This is a genomic window from Oscillatoria nigro-viridis PCC 7112, assembly GCF_000317475.1.
GTDB classification, from domain to species: domain Bacteria; phylum Cyanobacteriota; class Cyanobacteriia; order Cyanobacteriales; family Microcoleaceae; genus Microcoleus; species Microcoleus nigroviridis.
The window spans coordinates 5,658,271-5,676,470 of sequence record NC_019729.1; the positions used below are offsets into that span (position 1 = coordinate 5,658,271).

The following is an 18,200-nucleotide window of genomic DNA, read 5'->3' on the forward strand; positions in this document are numbered from 1 at the left end:
TAGGGTGCATCTTGCACCATTCTCGCTTAACAGGCTTTCCGGCAACTGAAGCGAAGAGTGAGTTTTCTTGTGGGGTGGGCAGGAGAGCCCGCCCCTAAAAAACCTAATTGAAAATGGTGCAACATCTCAGATCCATCAGACTCCGTTATAGAAACTTTATTGAAGATTTCCGGTAGCAGAGCACCTTACTATATATGCCAGTTGCGTCCAGGACTGCCAGACTCGGAGGTTGAAACCGCGTCTAAACTTGCCTATCGTCCCAGCAGAGGGCGACTAAAAAATACAGGAGGTATTATTAAAGCCGGGTTTGATATTACTTGCTGCCCAGCCAAATCGGATAAGCAGAAGAATCCTCAGCTTTCAACTTTTGCGCCTGATAACTCTTGCTAGTCCAACTAGCTACTGTTTGCAGGCTTTCTGTCAAACAACTTTCGCTGCCAAACGCTTCAAATCCCAAAGTCCACCACGCGCTGCCGTTAATGTTCAACTGAGTAAGTTCCACGGTGCAACCTTGGGGAATTGGCGCTTCCACAGGCACAGACATCAGGGAACCAGGGGTCGAAACTTGGTAAAGACGCTGCGCTCGCTTTTTCTTGACTCCCACCCACTTTCCTGTTGCCACAATATCCGCCGGTATCGGCGCCATCGTGTCCGCACAAACCCACTTCAACCACTTCTCGGCTTTGCCTTCCCAGCGGTTGCCGAACTGCATCGTCCCCAACTCTCCCTGGCGCCACTTTACCTCCAAGGTTTTCCCGCGCAGCTTCACTCCCAAGTAGTCGCAGTTTGGTACTAGCAAATATATGTCTTCCCGCTCTTCAGGAGGCGAAAGATACCCGCCGAGACTCTCGCTTCCAAACCATTGATTGATAGATTTTGGCAGTGCACCGCTATAAAACCACCGCATTTCCAGACTGGCCCGCATAAATTTTTCCTCCGTTCCACAATTTTTGTCAAACCCAGACTGGATTTGCCACACACCATCGACTTTTGTGCCTCTCCACTCTATCCTCCCCCCTCCGGGGCCCATAGTCTACCCACAGTCATACCATTTTAGATTTTAGATTTTGGATTTTAGATTTGGGAAAGACTGACTATATAAGGGTTTAGAGTACGGGCCTACAGTTGCATTTTTTTTTACTGGTGTCCGATCGGGGTATTTAAAAAAAATTTCTCACAATCCTTTACATATCTTCACAAGTCTGTTACATTTATTTACAGTACACGAAAAACAATTTAGAAAAAAAACATGAGTAACCGAGGCTTAATGCTGGACGACCAAGGCAAAATGAACAATTTTGCGATCGAGCCGACAGTATACATCGATGACGAACCCCGCACCGGCTTCACTCCTTACGCAGAACGCTTAAACGGTCGCCTTGCCATGATTGGTTTTGTTTCTCTCTTGGCTTTAGAAGTTTCTACCAAGCACGGACTGATTAGCTGGCTGACTCACCTTTAATGATTTTGTTAAAAATTAGACTCTACGGCTATGCCTCGCGGGCAGTACGCAAACCGCGAGCATAGCTTAACTATTTTTAGGAGCGAGGTTTGGTGAGACAATTAAAATTAAATATTTTAGTGTTACCCTACCCGTAAAAATAATGCTCAAACGAATTGCGGCAATACTTCTGGTGGTTCTCAGCCTCACTTTGACCGGTTGTGTCTCTAAAGTCACCGGACTCAAAAGCTACGTTGATACTGGCGACGGCTATCAATTTCTCTATCCTAACGGCTGGCTGCCGATCGCGGTTTCTAACGGGCCAGATGTTGTGTTCCGCGATTTGATTCAGCAAACCGAGAACGTCAGCGTGGTAATCAGTCCAGTCTCCGAGGGCAAAACTCTGGCAGATTTGGGCTCGCCGACGGATGTGGGATACAAGCTCAGCAAAAGTGCGATCGCCCCGGCTGATTCCGGTCGCGAAGCTGAATTAGTCAATGCAGAAGCTCGCGAATCGCGATCGAAAAGCTATTACATTTTAGAATACGCCGTTAAGTTGCCAAACCAAGAACGCCACAACTTAGCGAGTGTAGCAGTCAGCCGCGGCAAACTTTTTACGCTTAACGTGTCCACTACCGAAGAACGCTGGCCCAAGGTAAAAGAAGCTTTTGAGAAAGTTGTTAAATCTTTCTCTGTTTATTAGGGCATCGGGCATGGGCCAAAGAGGGCATGGGCCAAAGAGGGCATGGGGCATGGGGCATCGGCCAAACAGGGCATGGGCCAAAGAGGGCATGGGGCATCGGGCATGGGTTAGTTGCCAACTGACAACTGACAACTGACAACTGTCAACTCACTTCTTAACTTATGAAGATTCCAACTTTTGTATTAGCTTCAGCTTCTCCAGCGCGCCGCCGCCTGCTAGAAAATGCCGGCATTCAAGCTGTGATTTGCCCCAGCGACTTTGATGAAGGGGAAATACAAATGAGAGATGCCACTAAATTAGTACAGGTTTTAGCAGAGGGAAAATCTGAGGCTGTAGCTAAGTTTTTACTGGCTAATTCTCACCCGCAAATCCCCAATCCCCAATCGTGTTTGGTGTTGGGATGCGATTCAATTTTGCTCGTAGATGGCGAAATTCACGGCAAACCCAAGGATGCGGAAGAAGCAATCTCGCGCTGGCATAAAATGCGCGGTAAGGTGGGCGAACTATATACGGGTCATGCTTTAATTGATACTAGATTCGATGACTTTGATGAGGCAAGGTCGCGATCGGTCATTCGCTGTCAAGTTACAAAAGTTCATTTTGCGGAAGTTACCTCGCGCAAAATTGCAGCCTACGTCGCTACCGGAGAGCCCCTCGCCTGTGCAGGCTGTTTTGCACTGGAAGGTAAAGGCGGCTTTTTTGTGGAAAAAATCGAAGGATGTCACACGAATGTGATCGGTTTGAGCTTACCTCTGCTGCGGCAAATGCTCACCGAAATGGGATATGATGCGGCGGATTTCTGGCAATCTTAAAGTTTGGTGGACAGGGGATAATTTACATGGCCCGTAATCTCATAAATCGGGAGGCAGAGCAACAGTGAAATGTGTTCCCAGGTATAGCCTAGGAAGAGTATGAATTTTGCCTTTCCTCTTGTGGAATGGGCATTTAGCCCGTCCGTGCTATGCAAATTAGCCTTGCCCACCAGTTGGTAATTATCCTAGAGCGATCGTCCCGTCAGACACAGATATAAACTGAAGTTGACTCGGCGAAACATCCTTCACCAAACCCAAGATATTGCCGGTGCTAGCTTCCCGAATCACCGTCGCCTTAGTATTTAAAATTCTAAAATCAGCCGTTCGAGGAATTCCCGGAGGAAAAGGCCCGCTGCTATCGTAATCTCTGGCATCACCAATTGTTAAAAACCTTTCGCTCAAAACAATATCATTTCGCGTCAATCCTCCCGCCAATCCAATTACATCACCTTCAGCCGGATTGTAATCGAGAATAAAATCGGCAGGCACTTCATCTACATCAAAATTGCCACTAGGAGGCGGTTGAACCGAACCAATTTCCCCCGAAGTTGCTCCCACTTCTGTGCGGATGACAAACAAATCTGCGCCTTGACTTCCCCAAAGTCTATCAATTCCAGCATCACCGATTAGAGTATCATTTCCACTCTCTCCTACTAAAGCATCATTCCCTTTACCGCCGCGAATAAAGTCATTTGCCGTGCCTCCAGAAACGTAATCATTACCTTGATCTCCGCTGACAAAATCGCTGCCACATTCTCCATAAAGAATGTCAAAATCTTGGCCGCCGCGAATAGTATCGCTGCCGCAACCTCCGATTAAAGTATCTGTGCCGCTGTTGCCGTTCATCAGTTCCGCACCACCGGAACCTCTGACAAAATCGTTACCAGCTAAGGCACGCAAACCTCCGGGAGTATTCCGCAGAATTCCATTTGCTAATTGAACTGCGTCGTCATTGGGAGTTAAGTCAAAAAAGTTGGGGTCGCTGCCTGGATTTGGCAATGGCCCTGTGAGTAATTTGATGTTTGGGGGATCGGCAATCATTGGGTCTGGATTTTCAGCTAATGCTCTAATTTCTCCGAGATTTGTTTCTAACATCCTAATTTTCTCCTTTTTTGATGGACTTTGTTAACATTCTGATTTTAACAAAGGTTCCAATTAAGAAATCTGCGGGAATCTGGGGTTAAAACAATCCATTGATATACTCACCGCCCTAAAAGGGCAGTGATTCTTGACGCTTCATTGGGAGATGCTACGGTCGTAGTCTTACTTTCCCTCTGCGTCCGTTTAGAGTCGTGGCAATATCCCATCCCGACTTTCTCTATATTTTTAGCGGCGTTTCCGTCTCTGTCGTGATGCGTCCCGCAATTGATGCAGACAACTTCGCGAACAGAAAGGTCTAACTTTCCCCATCTAAAATCGCATTCAGAGCAAACTTGACTGGTAGGCTCCCACCTACTAATTACCCTAAAATCGCGTCCCAACTTATCGCACTTAGCTTCGCAGAGAACTCGGAATTGATACCATCCTTGCCCACTAATTGCTCTTGCCAAGCGTCGATTTTTTACCATCCCCGACACGTTTAAATCTTCCAAAACAACAGTTTGGTTTTCTCTGACTATTTTGGTTGACAATTTGTGCAGGAAATCGGCGCGGGTGTCTGCTATCTTGTTGTACTGGCGGGCTATCCGAATTCGAGTCTTGTTCCTGCGCCTTGAGTCATGCGGTTGGCGGGCTAACTTCCTTTGCAACTTCCTGATTTTGCGGTCGGGTTTCGAGTAATCCGGGCTTTTTACCTGCGTTCCATCACTGAGGGAGGCAAAAGTTTTTAGCCCCAAGTCTATCCCCACTGATTGGTTCTTCGGGAGCGGACTTGCAGGATTTATTTCGACTACAAAACTGAGGAAGTAGCGGTTTGCACAATCCTTAATTACCGTTACAGAGCTAGGTTCTGAAGGTAATTCCCTCGACAAAATCGGACTGACATCTCCTACCTTAGCTAAGTAGACTTGGCATCCCTTAATAGAGAACCCGGATTTGGTAAACTCCGCAGATTGGCTGTTGGTCTTTTTCTTAAACTTGGGTGTCCCAACTTTTATTCCCTTTCTCTTCCCCTTGCGGGAATTGAAAAAATTTTTGTATGCTACTGATAAGTGCCGCAGAGATTGTTGCAAGGGAACGCAAGACACATTGTTAAGCCAACTCCGCTCTTGAGTCTTTTTGGATGCAGTTAATAAACCTGACAGTTGATTGTAATTGGGCAATTTTTCCGAACTTTTGCACAAATTTAAAGCATGGTAAACTAAGCAAGGCTGTCACCAGCCCTGCTCGTCTTCAAAACCGGACGTGAAGCTTTCACCTCATCCGGCTCCTCAGTAATAAGGCTCTTGTCATGAGTACCTCTATTCCCCGTTTTTGAGGGTGAAGGCTTGGCGCGATTACAGCCAGATTTGTTGCCAAGACTTCCATCCTTGGTTGTCTTTTCATCGTGGCAATGTCGGTGGAGTAGTTGCAAATTGTCATAGCTATCCTTTCCGCCTTTCGACTTAGGGATAACGTGGTCTACTTCTAACACCGATTCTTCTGTGAAGTGTAATCCGCAGTGGGTACATTTGCCTTTCTGTCGTTTCAAGAGTGTTGCCACATCTTTAGGGACTTCGGGGTTTTTGCCCATTCTTGCACTCCAGTACACAAGGTTGCCATCATAGGGACTAGCATCGCCTTTGACTTTCACATGACGCACGATATCTGTAGCGTTGTGATTTTGTAACCGCAAGGGGTTTTTCCTTTCTTGCCTGGTTGCGAATACCCAGTTATCATCGCCTATGGTTTGCCAATATTTGTTGGCTATCCATTCCCCTGATTTATTCGGGTGGCGTCTATGTGCCCAGCTTTTTAGCTTCTTGTACACTTTGTGTCCCAGTTCGGAGTATGTTTCCTTGCTGGTAACAGTGCGGTAATAGTTAGCCCATCCTCTGATGATTGGATTTAAATGAGTTATCAGCGCAGCTTGTGGAGCTGTTTTATGCTGTTCTATTACCTCAGAGATACTGTCATAGTGTAGCTTTAGCTTCTGCTTGCTGGGTTTGATGAGCGTCTTGAATCCAAGTGGTTCCCCATGAGGATTACAACCCGTGTTATATTTACCTACTGGGTACTGTCTGATATTAAACCCCAGGAAGTTAAACCCCGCGTCTTGCTCATCATGTTTATTCAATGTATGGGCAAGGCGCGTTTTACTTGGTTTCAATTCAAGTCCAATGCCGTTTAGCCACTCAGAAATCACTTCTTTACATCTATGGACAACGGTTAAGTCCTCGTGCAGTATTACGAAGTCGTCGGCGTACCGGATTAGGCTTAGAGATTGGCGATTTCCTCGCTTACTATGTCCTCGTGGTGTTGGCAATGTTTCAGCCACCTGCTTTATCCGTTCTTCCATCCCGTGAAGGGCAATGTTTGCCAGTAGCGGAGAGATGACCCCGCCTTGTGGCGTACCCTCAGATGTGGGGAATAATTGATTGCCATCCATCACTCCCGATTTGAGCCAAGCGTTTATCTGGCGTCTTAAGGTCGGGAATGTATTTAATTTTTTGAGAAGTTCCCCGTGGTTTATGCGGTCAAAGCATTTCGCGATGTCGGCATCCAGCACATATTTAGCCTTTGACTTAATAGCGTTAAAGATTGCCTCGACAGCATCATGGCATGAACGTCCTGGTCGGAATCCATAGGAGTTGGGTTCAAACCTTGCTTCCCACTCCGGTTCAAGCATCAATTTCACTAACGCCTGAAGCGCTCTGTCGTACATCGTGGGAATACCAAGGGGGCGTTTTTCATCCGTTCCTGGTTTGTCAATCCATACCCGTCGAGTGGGTTTGGTTTTCCCCTTTAGCTCAAGTTTTTCCACCAGTGCTATCCTTTGGACGGGTGAGAGTGATTTAACTCCGTCTACTCCGGCTGTTTTCTTGCCCTGGTTGTCTTGCGTCACGCGACGTACAGCTAGCATCTTTCCTGACCAAGACCTCATCAATGTCTTCTGGAGTCTGCGGACTGCTTTCAAATCACCACGACTAGAGGCTTGGAATATTCTTTTTTGCAGCTTAAAGATTCGCCGTTCCAGCTTACGCCAGTCCGTCTCTCTCCATTCCACCATCTGATTGCTCAGTGTTTTAGACATTTGTACTGCTACTCTACACTATTCCTTCCTTATCACCGTGAGTCTGTCTGCATATCCTTGTCATTACAGCAAGGCGTTTGCTTCTGACTCAATCCCACCCACTCGCAGCATCCGGTTAGCACCTGCTCACGGTATTTGATTTCCGAGAGAACATACGAGGGGTTACTTCGTTCCGAACGACCATGCTATGAACCTTTAGAGCTCCACTATCCACCGGGTTTATTTAGAGATGCTGTTGGTCGGGGAACGAACCGCCAACCTTTTTTTCCTTTGCCTTTTTGGCTCCAGCTAATCAGTCCTTTTTGCTGGTTGTAGTTGACGATGGTTCAGTCGTGGATTCAGACGTAATGTTTTACTCATGGGTTCTTTGCTTGCCCCGCACTATCCTGAACTGGAAGTGTTGAGAGGCTTTCATCCCCGCTCTACGGATTGAGGGCTAGTCGCTACCGCAGGGGATGTGCTTTCACCTGGCATCTACAGGGGAGGGTTTTGCACCCTCATGGTCGCTCAGTTGTCAAGGTTCATTTTCGGGATTACTCCCTATTTTTGTCCTTGCTGCTAATCCCCCAAACCCTTCTTATTGGATTTGGTTTCTAGCAAACGAATCGCACCGTTCCAGACTACACGCACGCAGCCAAACAACTGAGCTAAACTCTGTCGTTGTTGGTCTGTTGGATAGAATCTGTAGCGATATCTTGCTTTCATAGCGGGGTTGATTTACTATCTAAAATAGTACCATATTGGCAGCGCACAAAATGGTACTATTTATGCGTATTTTTATTTCCATGCAACTTATGCAATTGAAGAGTAAAGCCGTCCTATAAGGACGGGGTTTCTACCCTGTTTACTGATGACTGTCAAACTTGCCGGAGGCCTTTATTCAACAAGCCTAGGTTATTGACACCAATCTGCTCGTCCAAATCCGCAAATATTTTGAACTGTGCACCAATAATTCTGGGGATCGCGTACTCTATTACCCGTCAGCAGTCAGCGTGGGAAAACCCAGAGACTGCTAATTGTCATGAAACCTTGAGTTTAGTCGGGAATAATTAATATGCTAGACACTGCGATCGAATCTATTCAAGCCAGAGAAATCCTCGACTCCCGCGGCCGCCCCACGATTGAAGCTGAAGTTTACCTAGCCAACGGTGTTGTGGGGCTCGCCCAAGTCCCCAGCGGTGCCTCTACAGGCTCTTTTGAAGCCCACGAACTCCGCGATGGCGACAACAAACGTTACGGCGGCAAAGGAGTCCTCAAAGCCGTCGATAACGTCGAGCACAAAATTGCCCCCGCTTTGGCTAATCTAGATGCGCTCGACCAAGCGCTGGTAGACAAAACCATGATTGACTTGGACGGTTCGCCGAACAAATCCCACCTCGGCGCAAATGCCATTCTCGGAGTCTCCTTAGCCACAGCAAAGGCGGCCGCCGAGACTTTAGGACTCCCCCTTTACCGCTACTTGGGCGGGCCCCTGGCGAACGTTTTGCCAGTACCTCTGATGAATGTGATCAACGGGGGCTCTCACGCTAACAATAATGTGGACATTCAAGAATTTATGATTGTCCCTGTGGGCGCGCCATCTTTTAAAGAAGCTTTACGCTGGGGTGCAGAGGTATTTGAATCATTGAGTAAAGTCTTAAAAGCTGAGGGTTTGCTGACTGGTGTAGGTGATGAAGGCGGTTTTGCGCCTAATCTTAAATCCAATCAAGCAGCTTTGGATTTGTTGATTGCAGCTATTGAAAAAGCTGGCTACAAACCCGGTGAACAAGTTGCTTTAGCTTTGGATGTTGCTGCTAGCGAATTTTACAAAGATGGGCAGTACACTTACGACGGTGTGGCTCATTCGCCGGCAGAATTAATCGATTATTTGGATGGTTTGGTGGGTCAATATCCCATTATTTCCATTGAAGATGGTTTGCATGAAGACGATTGGGAAAGTTGGGTAGCGCTGACGCAGAAAATGGGCAGCAAAGTTCAGTTGGTAGGTGACGATTTGTTTGTTACTAATCGCACGCGGCTGCAAAAAGGAATTGATTTGAAAGCTAGCAATTCGATTTTGATTAAGCTGAATCAAATTGGTTCTTTGACAGAGACTTTGGATACGATCGACCTGGGCAAACGGAACAGCTATCGAGCGGTCATCAGCCACCGTTCCGGTGAAACTGAAGATACCACAATTGCCGATTTAGCGGTAGCGACTCGCGCAGGCCAAATCAAGACTGGTTCGCTATGCCGCAGCGAACGAGTTGCCAAATACAACCGTTTGTTACGGATTGAGGACGAATTGGGCGATCGGGCAATTTATGCTGGGTCGATCGGTTACGGGCCAAAATAACACTTGGTAATCGGGCATCGGCCAAAGAGGGCATCGGGCATGGGGCAAACAGGTAATTGGTAATTGGTAATGGGTGGGGGCTGGTTTACGAGATTGTTGGTTTTAGACAATTATTTCTGGTAAAACCCGCCCCTACAGGATGTAAATTGCCGATTCCCGATGCCCAATTCCCGATGCCCAATTCCCCATGCCCAATAATTAAGGATAGAAAGCCAATTGTGGCAAACCCAAAGTTTCTTCCCAGCCCATCATCAAGTTCATGCACTGGATGCCTTGACCGGCTTGTCCCTTAATTAAATTGTCGATCGCCGACAGCACGATCACCCTGTCAGTACGCGGATCGACTTCGATGCCGATATAACAAAGGTTTGTGCCGCAAGCCCATTTTGTTTGCGGATAAACTCCAGCCGGTAACACTTTTACCCAAGGACTATTGCGGTAAAAAGCGCTGAAAATAGTGATTAAATCTTCCCGCACCAAACCCGGATCGCGCAAAGTTGCGTACACAGTCGCCAGAATTCCGCGCACCATCGGAATTAGGTGGGGAGTAAACTGAACTTTAATATCGTGTCCCGCTAAATCGCTGCAAATTTGCTCGATTTCTGGCGTGTGGCGGTGGCGGCCAACGCCGTAAGCGCCCAGAGAACCCTCTGCTTCAGCCAACAACAGATTTATTTCGGCTTTGCGGCCCCCTCCCGAAGTACCGGATTTGGCGTCGATAATTGCTGTTTCTGGCACGATGAGCCCTTGTTTTAGCAAAGGTGCCAGGGCCAATAAACTAGCAGTGACGTAGCAGCCGGCACAGCCTACTAACTGAGCGTCTTTAATTCGATCGCGATACAATTCTGGCAAACCGTAAACAGCCGTTGCAGCCAGTTCAGAGTCCGATCGCTCGCCGCCGTACCAAGCTTTGTAAGTTTCCAGATTTTCAAATCTGTAGTCAGCCGACAAATCCAAGACTTTGCAACCTTTTTCGATCAGCGTCGGTGCCATGTTGCAAGCTAAACCGTTCGGCAGCGACAGAAACACAACTTCACATTTTGCTGCTATTTTGTCTAGGTCGATCGCCTCGACTGTCAAATCAATGCAGTTAGTCAGATGCGGATAAAGGCTGGAAAAAGGTTTTCCCGCACTGCTATCCCCGCCCAAATAGACTACTTCAGCCCCTGGGTGATCTGCCAGCAGTCGCACAAGTTGCACGCCGCCGTACCCTGAAGCGCCGATAATTCCTACAGGCACACGTCCAACATCTCCCATTTTCCTTTATCCCCTCAGCCGTTGAAGTCAAAAACGCTTGAACTTTTGCTGCATTGTAGTACCAAACGCCAACTTTGGTGGCAAAGAATTGTGTTGTTTTGTTTTGGAGGTGCATTTTTTTTAATTTTCGGCTGTTTGACACCGCCCAAAAACCGATACAAAGCCCCGACTCCTTTCCTGGAGAACCCAAAATTTTAGACTCCTGTTCCATCTTCCAGATTCACTGCGCTGCAAGTAAATCTAAAGGCGTTGCATAATTTGAGGATGATTCTTTTGGGTAGTAGGGGTTAGGCGTCCCGCCTGCTGTGAAAATACACGCTTTCGGGCGGGACGCCCATCCCGCAAAACAATCAAAATCATCCCGCAATTATGCAACGCCAATCTAAAATCTAAAATCTAAAATCTAAAATCAACTGACCGATCGCCAAAACCCTAAAATTAACAAACTGATGTGCGATCGTGCTATAAAAAAACTTACCTTAACCCATGCACAAACCGGAGATTAACATTTTTCCCTCTTGCCTCTTGCCTCTTGCTTCCTGTATCCTGCGTCTTCCCTCTTCCCTGTTCCCTCTTCCCTGTTCCCTCTTCCCTCTTCCTTCTTCCTACCTATGGGCATCGTTGTAGAAAACGTATCAAAACAGTTTGGCAGTTTCCAAGCACTCGATCGAGTCAGCTTAAAAATTGAATCGGGTTCCCTAGTCGCATTGCTGGGCCCGTCGGGTTCCGGCAAGTCTACACTGCTGCGGCTGATTGCCGGTTTAGAAATGCCCGACTCCGGCAAAATCTGGCTGACAGGCCAAGATGCGACCAATACTAGCGTCCAAGAGCGCAAAATTGGGTTCGTGTTTCAGCACTACGCGCTATTCAAGCACATGACAGTGCGAAAAAACATCGCTTTCGGGATGCAAATTCAGAAAACACCACCCGCGAAAGTCAAAGCGCGGGTAGAACAATTGTTGAATTTAGTGCAATTGTCAGGATTGGGCGATAGATACCCGTCGCAACTTTCAGGAGGCCAGCGACAGCGGGTGGCCCTCGCCAGAGCCCTGGCTGTGGAACCGAAAGTGTTACTGCTAGACGAACCTTTTGGAGCTCTCGATGCCAAAGTTCGCAAAGATTTGCGTGCTTGGTTGCGGCGACTGCACGACGAAGTTCACGTTACCACAGTCTTTGTGACGCACGATCAAGAAGAAGCGATGGAAGTTGCCGATCGAATTACAGTAATGAATAAAGGTAAAATCGAACAAGTCGGCACACCCGCAGAAATTTACGACAATCCAGCGAGTGCTTTCGTAATGAGTTTTATCGGTCCAGTCAATGTATTGCCCAGCAGTTCAAGAATGTTTCAAGACAACGGCTTTGACTCAGCCAACCCAGAGATTTTCTTGCGTCCTCACGACGTAGTAATTGAAACTACAGAAAATAATGCAACAGTGCCTGCAAGAATCAGTCGCTTGATTCATTTAGGATGGGAAATTCAGGTAGAATTAACCTTAGATGACGGTCAAGTAGTAAACGCTAATTTGACTAGAGAAAGATTCGATAGCTTGCAGTTGCAGCCCCAGCAAAGAGTGTTCGTAAAGCCAAAAGATGCCAAGTCCTTTCCACTTTTTTATTCTATCTGATACCAATTCTGAAAACTCGATCTAAATTTAAAACATAAAATATTTGGGTAGGAATGCGGCGATGGCGTCTCTACCCAGATATTTGCAGGGACACCGCATTGCCGTGTCCCTACTCTTTGATACTGACTGCTGCGCGCTGAGTTAGTCTTTGATTTTGCTGACAGCTTTTTTGACTTGTTGCTCAAAGGATGTAGCTTGTGTATTGGAAGGATTTTTCATTTTATCAATGTCAGCGTCTCCCTGAACTTCGTTCGGACCTTTGCTGGCTTTTTCTTGAGTTTCTTCCAAGGACATGGGTTTTTTCAGTACAGCTTCTTGAGATTCTTTTTCAATCCCTAAAAGTTTATCTTCACCTTTGGTGGGGCTGCTGGTAACGGCAAAAGCCGGGAAAGCGTTAGAAACAAACATCAAGGCACAAAAACAAACAGCTATTAAAGTGCGAACTAAACGCTTGGCAGGGAGGTTAAAGCTGATAAAAGACATACAAAATTTCTCCGTTTTTAGAAGTTTCGATCGCTAAGATTGTTAACAGGCTGAAGCTCAATCAAATTCTGCACAATCTTTAACTCAAGTTTGAGAAAAGCAACCGTTGCTCTCTCTCAACTTGAGCTAATATATAATATTTAGCTGAAAAAGCTGGTAGTTGAAATCCTTCTCAGGGAATATTTCTAGATGACTGGTGTCGATCGCCCCAAGAGATTGATGTAGAAGGCACTTGTGTAGAATCAAAAAATTCTCTATAAGTGCCTTCGGCTCCGCCTCACATAGCGGTATCAATGTCAGTAACTGGTTTGATCGTGGGGTGGGGGCGGGTTTATTTAGCCTGTTTGCAATGTGAGAGGGCGCTTGAGTGAACCCGCAGAGCGGTTTGTTGAAAATGCTGCAAGATATGAGATGCGCCCGACTATCCACTGACTAATGACTAATAACTAATGGCTGCTGCTGTCGCACGGGAACTTGAAATTTTGCTAGATAAGTTTTAATTTCTCCTACACTGAGTTGCCCGTAATGCAGCAGGGAAGCCAGCAGTGCAGCTTCTGCTTTGCCCTGTGTCACGGCTTCGTAGATGTGGTGGCAGTTGCCGGCGCCGCCGGAAGCAATGACGGGAATTTCGACCATTTCGGCAATGCTTCGAGTTAATGCCAAATCGTAACCGGCTTGAGTGCCGTCCGAGTCCATGCTTGTCACCAGAATTTCGCCGGCGCCGCGCTGTTCGGCTTCTTTTGCCCAGGCGAGTGCATCTAGCCCGGTATTTTCTCGCCCTCCGCGCACGTACACGTCCCAACCAGGATTATCCGCATCTTGCCGTTTGCGGGCGTCGATCGCCACTACAATGCACTGATTGCCAAATCGATCGCTCGCTTTGTCAATTAAACTCGGATCGCGCACCGCCGCCGAATTAATGCTCACCTTATCAGCGCCCGCCCTCAACAAACTTTTAATTGTGTCTAAGGATTGGATGCCGCCGCCCACCGTCAAAGGGATAAATACTCGATCGGCCGTTCGGTACACCACATCGATCATAATATTCCGGTCTTCGTGAGTCGCCGTAATGTCCAGAAACACCAACTCGTCAGCACCCGCATCATTGTAAACCTGAGCCATTTCTACCGGATCGCCAGCATCCTGAAGATTGACAAAATTGACACCTTTGACGACGCGACCGGCTTTCACATCCAAACAAGGCAAAATTCTTTTCGACAACATAAAATTCTCGTATGTCCAACTTATTGACCGCCGCAGCGAGGAAAAGGCTTTGTTGATATCTTCAAAAACCTGAAGTTAAGCAACAAATCTTAAAGATACCTTGTGTTTAACAATTCTCGGTCGGAGCCGGAGAGCCATTTTTCAGTTTTTTTATGCCCCGTTAGTATAAATAAAACTTGGCTCGCAGTGGGAGCCGTGACATTACGTAGAATATTGGTAGACAGTTGTATTTTCAGCAAAAAAGCACAAAATTTAACTCCCCAGATAGATCTTTGGGGTGAAAAACATGACAATTTCGCTTATGATCGAACCATAACTACCTTTGCCGGCGATCGAATTGTGGTTCGGCAATCCTGTATGGTTTTGTGCATCGACGATCGACTAAACAATTTTAGATTTGAGAACGGTCGATTTGAGGTTTTTTAACAGCAATCTCAGTCATAAGCCACGCGGTAAAGTTAAAATTTAAAGTTTAAAACCTCAAACCGGTTGACTTGATGTCGTTTTTAGGGCTGTGGTGACTTTGCAAGCCAATCCACATTTGGTACTTCGTACAGAGAAAGGCGGCAATCGCTACTTGCCGCTCTCCGGCAGCAATTGCTGGACAGTAGGGCGGAGCGATGACAATAATTTTGTACTGACAGATCGCTGGATTTCCCGCAATCACGCGATGTTACAGCAAATGGAGACAGGAGAGTTCTACCTGATCGACTTGGGCAGCCGCAATGGTTCTTTTGTCAACGGGCGGCGGGTCAGTATTCCTGTAACTCTCAGAAATGGCGATCGGATTATTTTCGGTCAAACCGAATTGGACTTCTACAACCCAACCGCCGGCCACCGCCACGATCCAATACACGAGACAGACTCTGAAGATTTTACGGCGACTTTGACGGTGCGTAGCCTGATTAGCGTCATGGTAATGGACATCCGAGACTTTACAGTTTTGACTAGGCAGCTAGACGAAACCCTCCTCTCGGAAGTCATCGGTAATTGGTTCCGCAAAGCAGGACAGATCATTCGCGAACACGGCAGTTGGGTGGACAAATACATCGGCGATGCCATCATGGCAGTCTGGTTCCACAAAACCAGCGGTGTCAGCAGCGAGGAAATGATGCGGATTTGCCAAGCTTTGAGCGAACTGCACAAGGCAACAGACGAACTCAGCAGCCGTTACCCCCTGCCTTTTCCTTTGCGAGTCGGGGCTGGCATCAATACCGGTTATGCAATGGTGGGAAATTCTGGCAGCAGCGACCGATCGGACTATACCGCCTTGGGTGATACTGTAAACGCAGCATTTCGCCTGGAATCTTGCACCAAGCAAATCGGCAAGGATATCGCTGTGGGAAAAACCACCTACGAATACCTGACGGAATTGGGGGCCCAGGGCGCTTTCGAGCAGCACACCGTTGCTTTGAAGGGTTACGACACTCCCAGCGTGATTTACGGCGGTACTTACGGTGACTTGAACGCTTTTCTCAAAAGGAAAGGAAAGAGTTCTCAATAGCTAGAAAATTCCGTACCGGGCAAAAATTAAACCTTTAAAATGGCAGTCCGAGCTTTTAATTGGGAGTGCCTTCCATCAACTTGCCTGCGATGCTTCAAAGTCGCTTAATATCATATATCGTCGGCTTTGTCAATACCTAAATGTAAAGTTTATAACAGCCATCTACCTATTGCGGATTTATCTGAAAAACTGCATAAGCAAAATGGTAGTCTCTACATAAATGCTGTGTATGAAATTGGGAGACAAAACTTCATGAAACGATTGGGTCGTCTATTGGCAGTATTGGGCTTAGTGCTGGGCTGCTTTGCATGGGCAGGAGACCAAAGCGCGATGGCGGCGTCCTTAAGCCGTATCGTCTTGCCATCCTCCTCGCTCCTAGCTGTTGAAGCTCCGGCTAGAACCAATCGCGCCGATGAGAAGCTTGCCACAGAATACGGCAAAAAACTTGATTTGAACAACAGCGCCGTCCGGGATTTTCGGGAATTTCGAGGGTTGTATCCCACTTTAGCTCGACTAATTATTAAGAATGCTCCTTACGAAAAGGTTGAGGACGTACTCAATATTTCAGACTTGACGGAAGCTCAGAAAAAATTGCTGCAAGCTAACATGGACAAATTCACCGTAACTGATGTTGAATCAGTCTTTATTGAAGGAGACAACCGGTTGAATAATGGTCTCTACGACTAGGTAGCACCGGGTCTCATTTGAAGGCATAAGTCATTGGGCAGAAGGTATTCGGCAGAAAGAAAAGATTTTTTTCTCTTAGGCTGATGACTTCTGCCTTTAATTTCTCAAGACTTACTTTCAACCACCATTGGGCAAAAGCCGACCAAAATTCGCTAGATTGAAATAAGCGGGTTCCCCTGATTCATCTAAAATCTAAAATCTAAAATCTAAAATCCCTTGACTGACATTAGTTCAAGTCCCCAGATTCATCTGTAGACTAAAATCTAAAATCTAAAATCGACTGGCGGCAGACTTATGACTGACAAATTTGACGTATTGGTAATAGGTGCTGGCGCGGCGGGTTTGTACACAGCACTTTGCCTGCCAGAGCATTTGCAGGTGGGCTTGATCAATAAAAATACCCTGCCTGTTTCTGCCAGCGATTGGGCTCAAGGAGGGATTGCGGCGGCGATCGCCCCTGAAGATTCCGCAGCGCTGCACGTTCAGGATACACTGGCTGCGGGAGCCGGTCTTTGCGATTTGGAGGCGGTGAAATTTTTAGTCGAGGAAGCTGCTGCTTGCATTGACTCCCTGGTCAAAATGGGCGTTGCATTCGATCGCACCGGCCCAGATTTAGCCCTCACCCTAGAAGCCGCCCACTCCCGCCGCCGAGTTCTCCACGCCGCCGACACTACGGGCAAAGCCGTTATCAGTACGCTGACAGCAAAAGTATTGAGCCGCAAAAACATTCAACTCGTATCCCCTGCCTTTGCTTTGAGTCTGTGGCTAGACGAAACCGGGCGCTGCCAGGGGATTAGCTCGATTTGCGGCTCACAAGTCAAGTGGCTGCGGGCCGGGGCCGTGGTGCTGGCGACAGGCGGCGGCGGACAGGTTTTTGCTCAAACGACCAATCCGTCAGTAAGTACCGGGGACGGGGTGGCAATTGCTTGGCGCGCCGGGGCGCTGCTGCGAGATTTAGAATTTGTGCAGTTTCATCCGACGGCGCTGAGCAAAGCGGGCGCGCCTCGGTTTCTCATTAGCGAAGCGGTGCGCGGAGAAGGAGCTCATTTGGTAGACAGTAAGGGATATCGCTTTGCTTTTGACTTTCACCCCAGCGGGGAACTCGCCCCTCGGGATGTTGTCAGCCGCGCAATTTTCCGCCACTTGCAGAAGACGGGGGAACCTCACGTTTGGCTGGATTTGCGCCCGATTGCGGTCGATCGACTGCGCTACAGGTTTCCGAATATTATTCAAGTGTGCGCTGACTGGGGAATTGATATTTTTTCCGAACCGGTGCCGGTGACGCCCGCAGCCCATTACTGGATGGGAGGGATTGTGGCTGACAAGTTCAACCAAACATCCATTCCGGGTTTGTACGCGGTGGGAGAAACTGCAAGCACGGGGGTACACGGCGCTAATCGGTTGGCGAGCAATTCGCTGCTGGAATGTCTGGTTTTTGGGGCGCAGATGGGACTTTTGCAGCTAGAAGGTGGAAAGCCCAAAACACTCACAGATGAGTTCGAGGCGGGGGAAATCTTGGAAAAATGGATTTCTGAAAAGGATATTGAGGCGATCGAAAAGTTGCGGGTAGAATTGCCGAATTTGGTGTGGCAGAGTGCGGGAATTTGCCGGGGACAGCGGGATTTGGAAAGGGCGATCGTCCAAGTTGAGATTTGGCGGCAAGAATTTGCCTTGTTGCCATTGAGTCAAACTTTGCTGAAGTTGCGGGCTGGAAAAATCCTTGATTTCTCACCTGCGGATGAGGAAACCAGCCTGCTGCTGAGAAATTGGGGAGAAGTTGGCAATTTATTGGATATCGGCTATTTAATTCTCAAAAGTGCGGCTTTTCGGACTGAAAGTAGAGGCGGACATTACCGACTTGACTATCCCCTCACCGATCCGGGTTGGTGCAGTCACACTTTAATCCAGAAAACCCATTGGTACAAATCTCCGCGAATAGAAGATTGAAAATTTAT

16 protein-coding genes are annotated in these 18,200 nt (G+C 47.5%); 8 read left to right on the plus strand and 8 right to left on the minus strand.

The window, feature by feature from the left end; all coding sequences use genetic code 11:
* Positions 1 to 313: 313 nt before the first annotated feature.
* Positions 314 to 925 (minus strand): hypothetical protein, encoded by a 612-nt coding sequence (locus tag OSC7112_RS23515; protein ID WP_041623399.1) that lies wholly within the window; start codon positions 923 to 925, stop codon positions 314 to 316.
* Positions 926 to 1,249: 324 nt separating this feature from the next.
* Between OSC7112_RS23515 and OSC7112_RS23520 the strand changes: the two genes are divergently transcribed.
* From OSC7112_RS23520 to OSC7112_RS23530, 3 genes are all read left to right on the plus strand, one after another.
* Positions 1,250 to 1,462, plus strand: coding sequence for a CAB/ELIP/HLIP family chlorophyll-binding protein (locus OSC7112_RS23520; RefSeq protein ID WP_015178249.1), 213 nt, complete (start codon positions 1,250 to 1,252; stop codon positions 1,460 to 1,462).
* A gap of 142 nt (positions 1,463 to 1,604) precedes the next feature.
* Entirely contained in the window at positions 1,605 to 2,144 is a 540-nt protein-coding gene (psbP, locus tag OSC7112_RS23525; protein ID WP_015178250.1) for a photosystem II reaction center PsbP, read from the plus strand.
* Between the two features lie 161 nt (positions 2,145 to 2,305).
* Complete coding sequence (locus OSC7112_RS23530) at positions 2,306 to 2,956, plus strand: Maf family protein (protein ID WP_015178251.1); 651 nt, start codon at positions 2,306 to 2,308, stop codon at positions 2,954 to 2,956.
* A 180-nt stretch (positions 2,957 to 3,136) separates the two neighbouring features.
* Here the strand turns inward: OSC7112_RS23530 and OSC7112_RS23535 are convergent, their stop codons facing one another.
* The 4 genes from OSC7112_RS23535 to OSC7112_RS36120 all read right to left on the minus strand — a co-directional run bounded on the left by OSC7112_RS23535 (position 3,137) and on the right by OSC7112_RS36120 (position 7,832).
* Complete coding sequence (locus OSC7112_RS23535) at positions 3,137 to 4,051, minus strand: calcium-binding protein (protein ID WP_015178252.1); 915 nt, start codon at positions 4,049 to 4,051, stop codon at positions 3,137 to 3,139.
* Positions 4,052 to 4,158: 107 nt separating this feature from the next.
* The gene (locus tag OSC7112_RS23540) at positions 4,159 to 5,217 is read right to left on the minus strand and encodes an RNA-guided endonuclease InsQ/TnpB family protein (RefSeq protein ID WP_317623915.1); all 1,059 of its coding nucleotides are present in this window, start codon (positions 5,215 to 5,217) and stop codon (positions 4,159 to 4,161) included.
* A gap of 38 nt (positions 5,218 to 5,255) precedes the next feature.
* Positions 5,256 to 7,127, minus strand: a complete 1,872-nt coding sequence (gene ltrA / locus OSC7112_RS23545) for a group II intron reverse transcriptase/maturase (RefSeq protein ID WP_015174573.1) — start codon at positions 7,125 to 7,127, stop codon at positions 5,256 to 5,258.
* Positions 7,128 to 7,685: 558 nt separating this feature from the next.
* On the minus strand, positions 7,686 to 7,832 hold the full coding sequence (locus tag OSC7112_RS36120) for a helix-turn-helix domain-containing protein (RefSeq protein WP_317623916.1): 147 nt from the start codon (positions 7,830 to 7,832) through the stop codon (positions 7,686 to 7,688).
* A 349-nt stretch (positions 7,833 to 8,181) separates the two neighbouring features.
* Here OSC7112_RS36120 and eno point away from each other — a divergent pair, with 349 nt between their 5' ends.
* Complete coding sequence (gene eno / locus OSC7112_RS23550; RefSeq protein WP_015178253.1) at positions 8,182 to 9,462, plus strand: phosphopyruvate hydratase; 1,281 nt, start codon at positions 8,182 to 8,184, stop codon at positions 9,460 to 9,462.
* Between the two features lie 198 nt (positions 9,463 to 9,660).
* On the opposite strand, the gene argC is transcribed toward eno, so the two are convergent.
* The gene (gene argC, locus OSC7112_RS23555; protein ID WP_015178254.1) at positions 9,661 to 10,719 is read right to left on the minus strand and encodes an N-acetyl-gamma-glutamyl-phosphate reductase; all 1,059 of its coding nucleotides are present in this window, start codon (positions 10,717 to 10,719) and stop codon (positions 9,661 to 9,663) included.
* Between the two features lie 611 nt (positions 10,720 to 11,330).
* Between argC and OSC7112_RS23560 the strand changes: the two genes are divergently transcribed.
* Positions 11,331 to 12,347: a sulfate/molybdate ABC transporter ATP-binding protein gene (locus tag OSC7112_RS23560; protein WP_015178255.1), complete on the plus strand. Its 1,017-nt coding sequence runs from the start codon at positions 11,331 to 11,333 to the stop codon at positions 12,345 to 12,347.
* Positions 12,348 to 12,488: 141 nt separating this feature from the next.
* On the opposite strand, the gene OSC7112_RS23565 is transcribed toward OSC7112_RS23560, so the two are convergent.
* Together OSC7112_RS23565 and hisF are read right to left on the minus strand one after the other, a co-directional pair.
* Entirely contained in the window at positions 12,489 to 12,830 is a 342-nt protein-coding gene (locus OSC7112_RS23565) for a hypothetical protein (protein WP_015178256.1), read from the minus strand.
* Between the two features lie 432 nt (positions 12,831 to 13,262).
* Positions 13,263 to 14,054 carry an imidazole glycerol phosphate synthase subunit HisF gene (hisF, locus tag OSC7112_RS23570; RefSeq protein WP_015178257.1) on the minus strand — a complete coding sequence of 264 codons (792 nt, stop codon included), beginning with the start codon at positions 14,052 to 14,054 and terminating at the stop codon, positions 13,263 to 13,265.
* 514 nt (positions 14,055 to 14,568) lie between these two features.
* Here hisF and OSC7112_RS23580 point away from each other — a divergent pair.
* The 3 genes from OSC7112_RS23580 to nadB all read left to right on the plus strand — a co-directional run bounded on the left by OSC7112_RS23580 (position 14,569) and on the right by nadB (position 18,192).
* Positions 14,569 to 15,558, plus strand: coding sequence for an adenylate/guanylate cyclase domain-containing protein (locus OSC7112_RS23580; RefSeq protein WP_041622702.1), 990 nt, complete (start codon positions 14,569 to 14,571; stop codon positions 15,556 to 15,558).
* A 252-nt stretch (positions 15,559 to 15,810) separates the two neighbouring features.
* Complete coding sequence (gene psbU / locus OSC7112_RS23585; RefSeq protein ID WP_015178259.1) at positions 15,811 to 16,245, plus strand: photosystem II complex extrinsic protein PsbU; 435 nt, start codon at positions 15,811 to 15,813, stop codon at positions 16,243 to 16,245.
* 294 nt (positions 16,246 to 16,539) lie between these two features.
* On the plus strand, positions 16,540 to 18,192 hold the full coding sequence (nadB, locus tag OSC7112_RS23590) for an L-aspartate oxidase (RefSeq protein ID WP_015178260.1): 1,653 nt from the start codon (positions 16,540 to 16,542) through the stop codon (positions 18,190 to 18,192).
* Positions 18,193 to 18,200 lie beyond the last annotated feature (8 nt).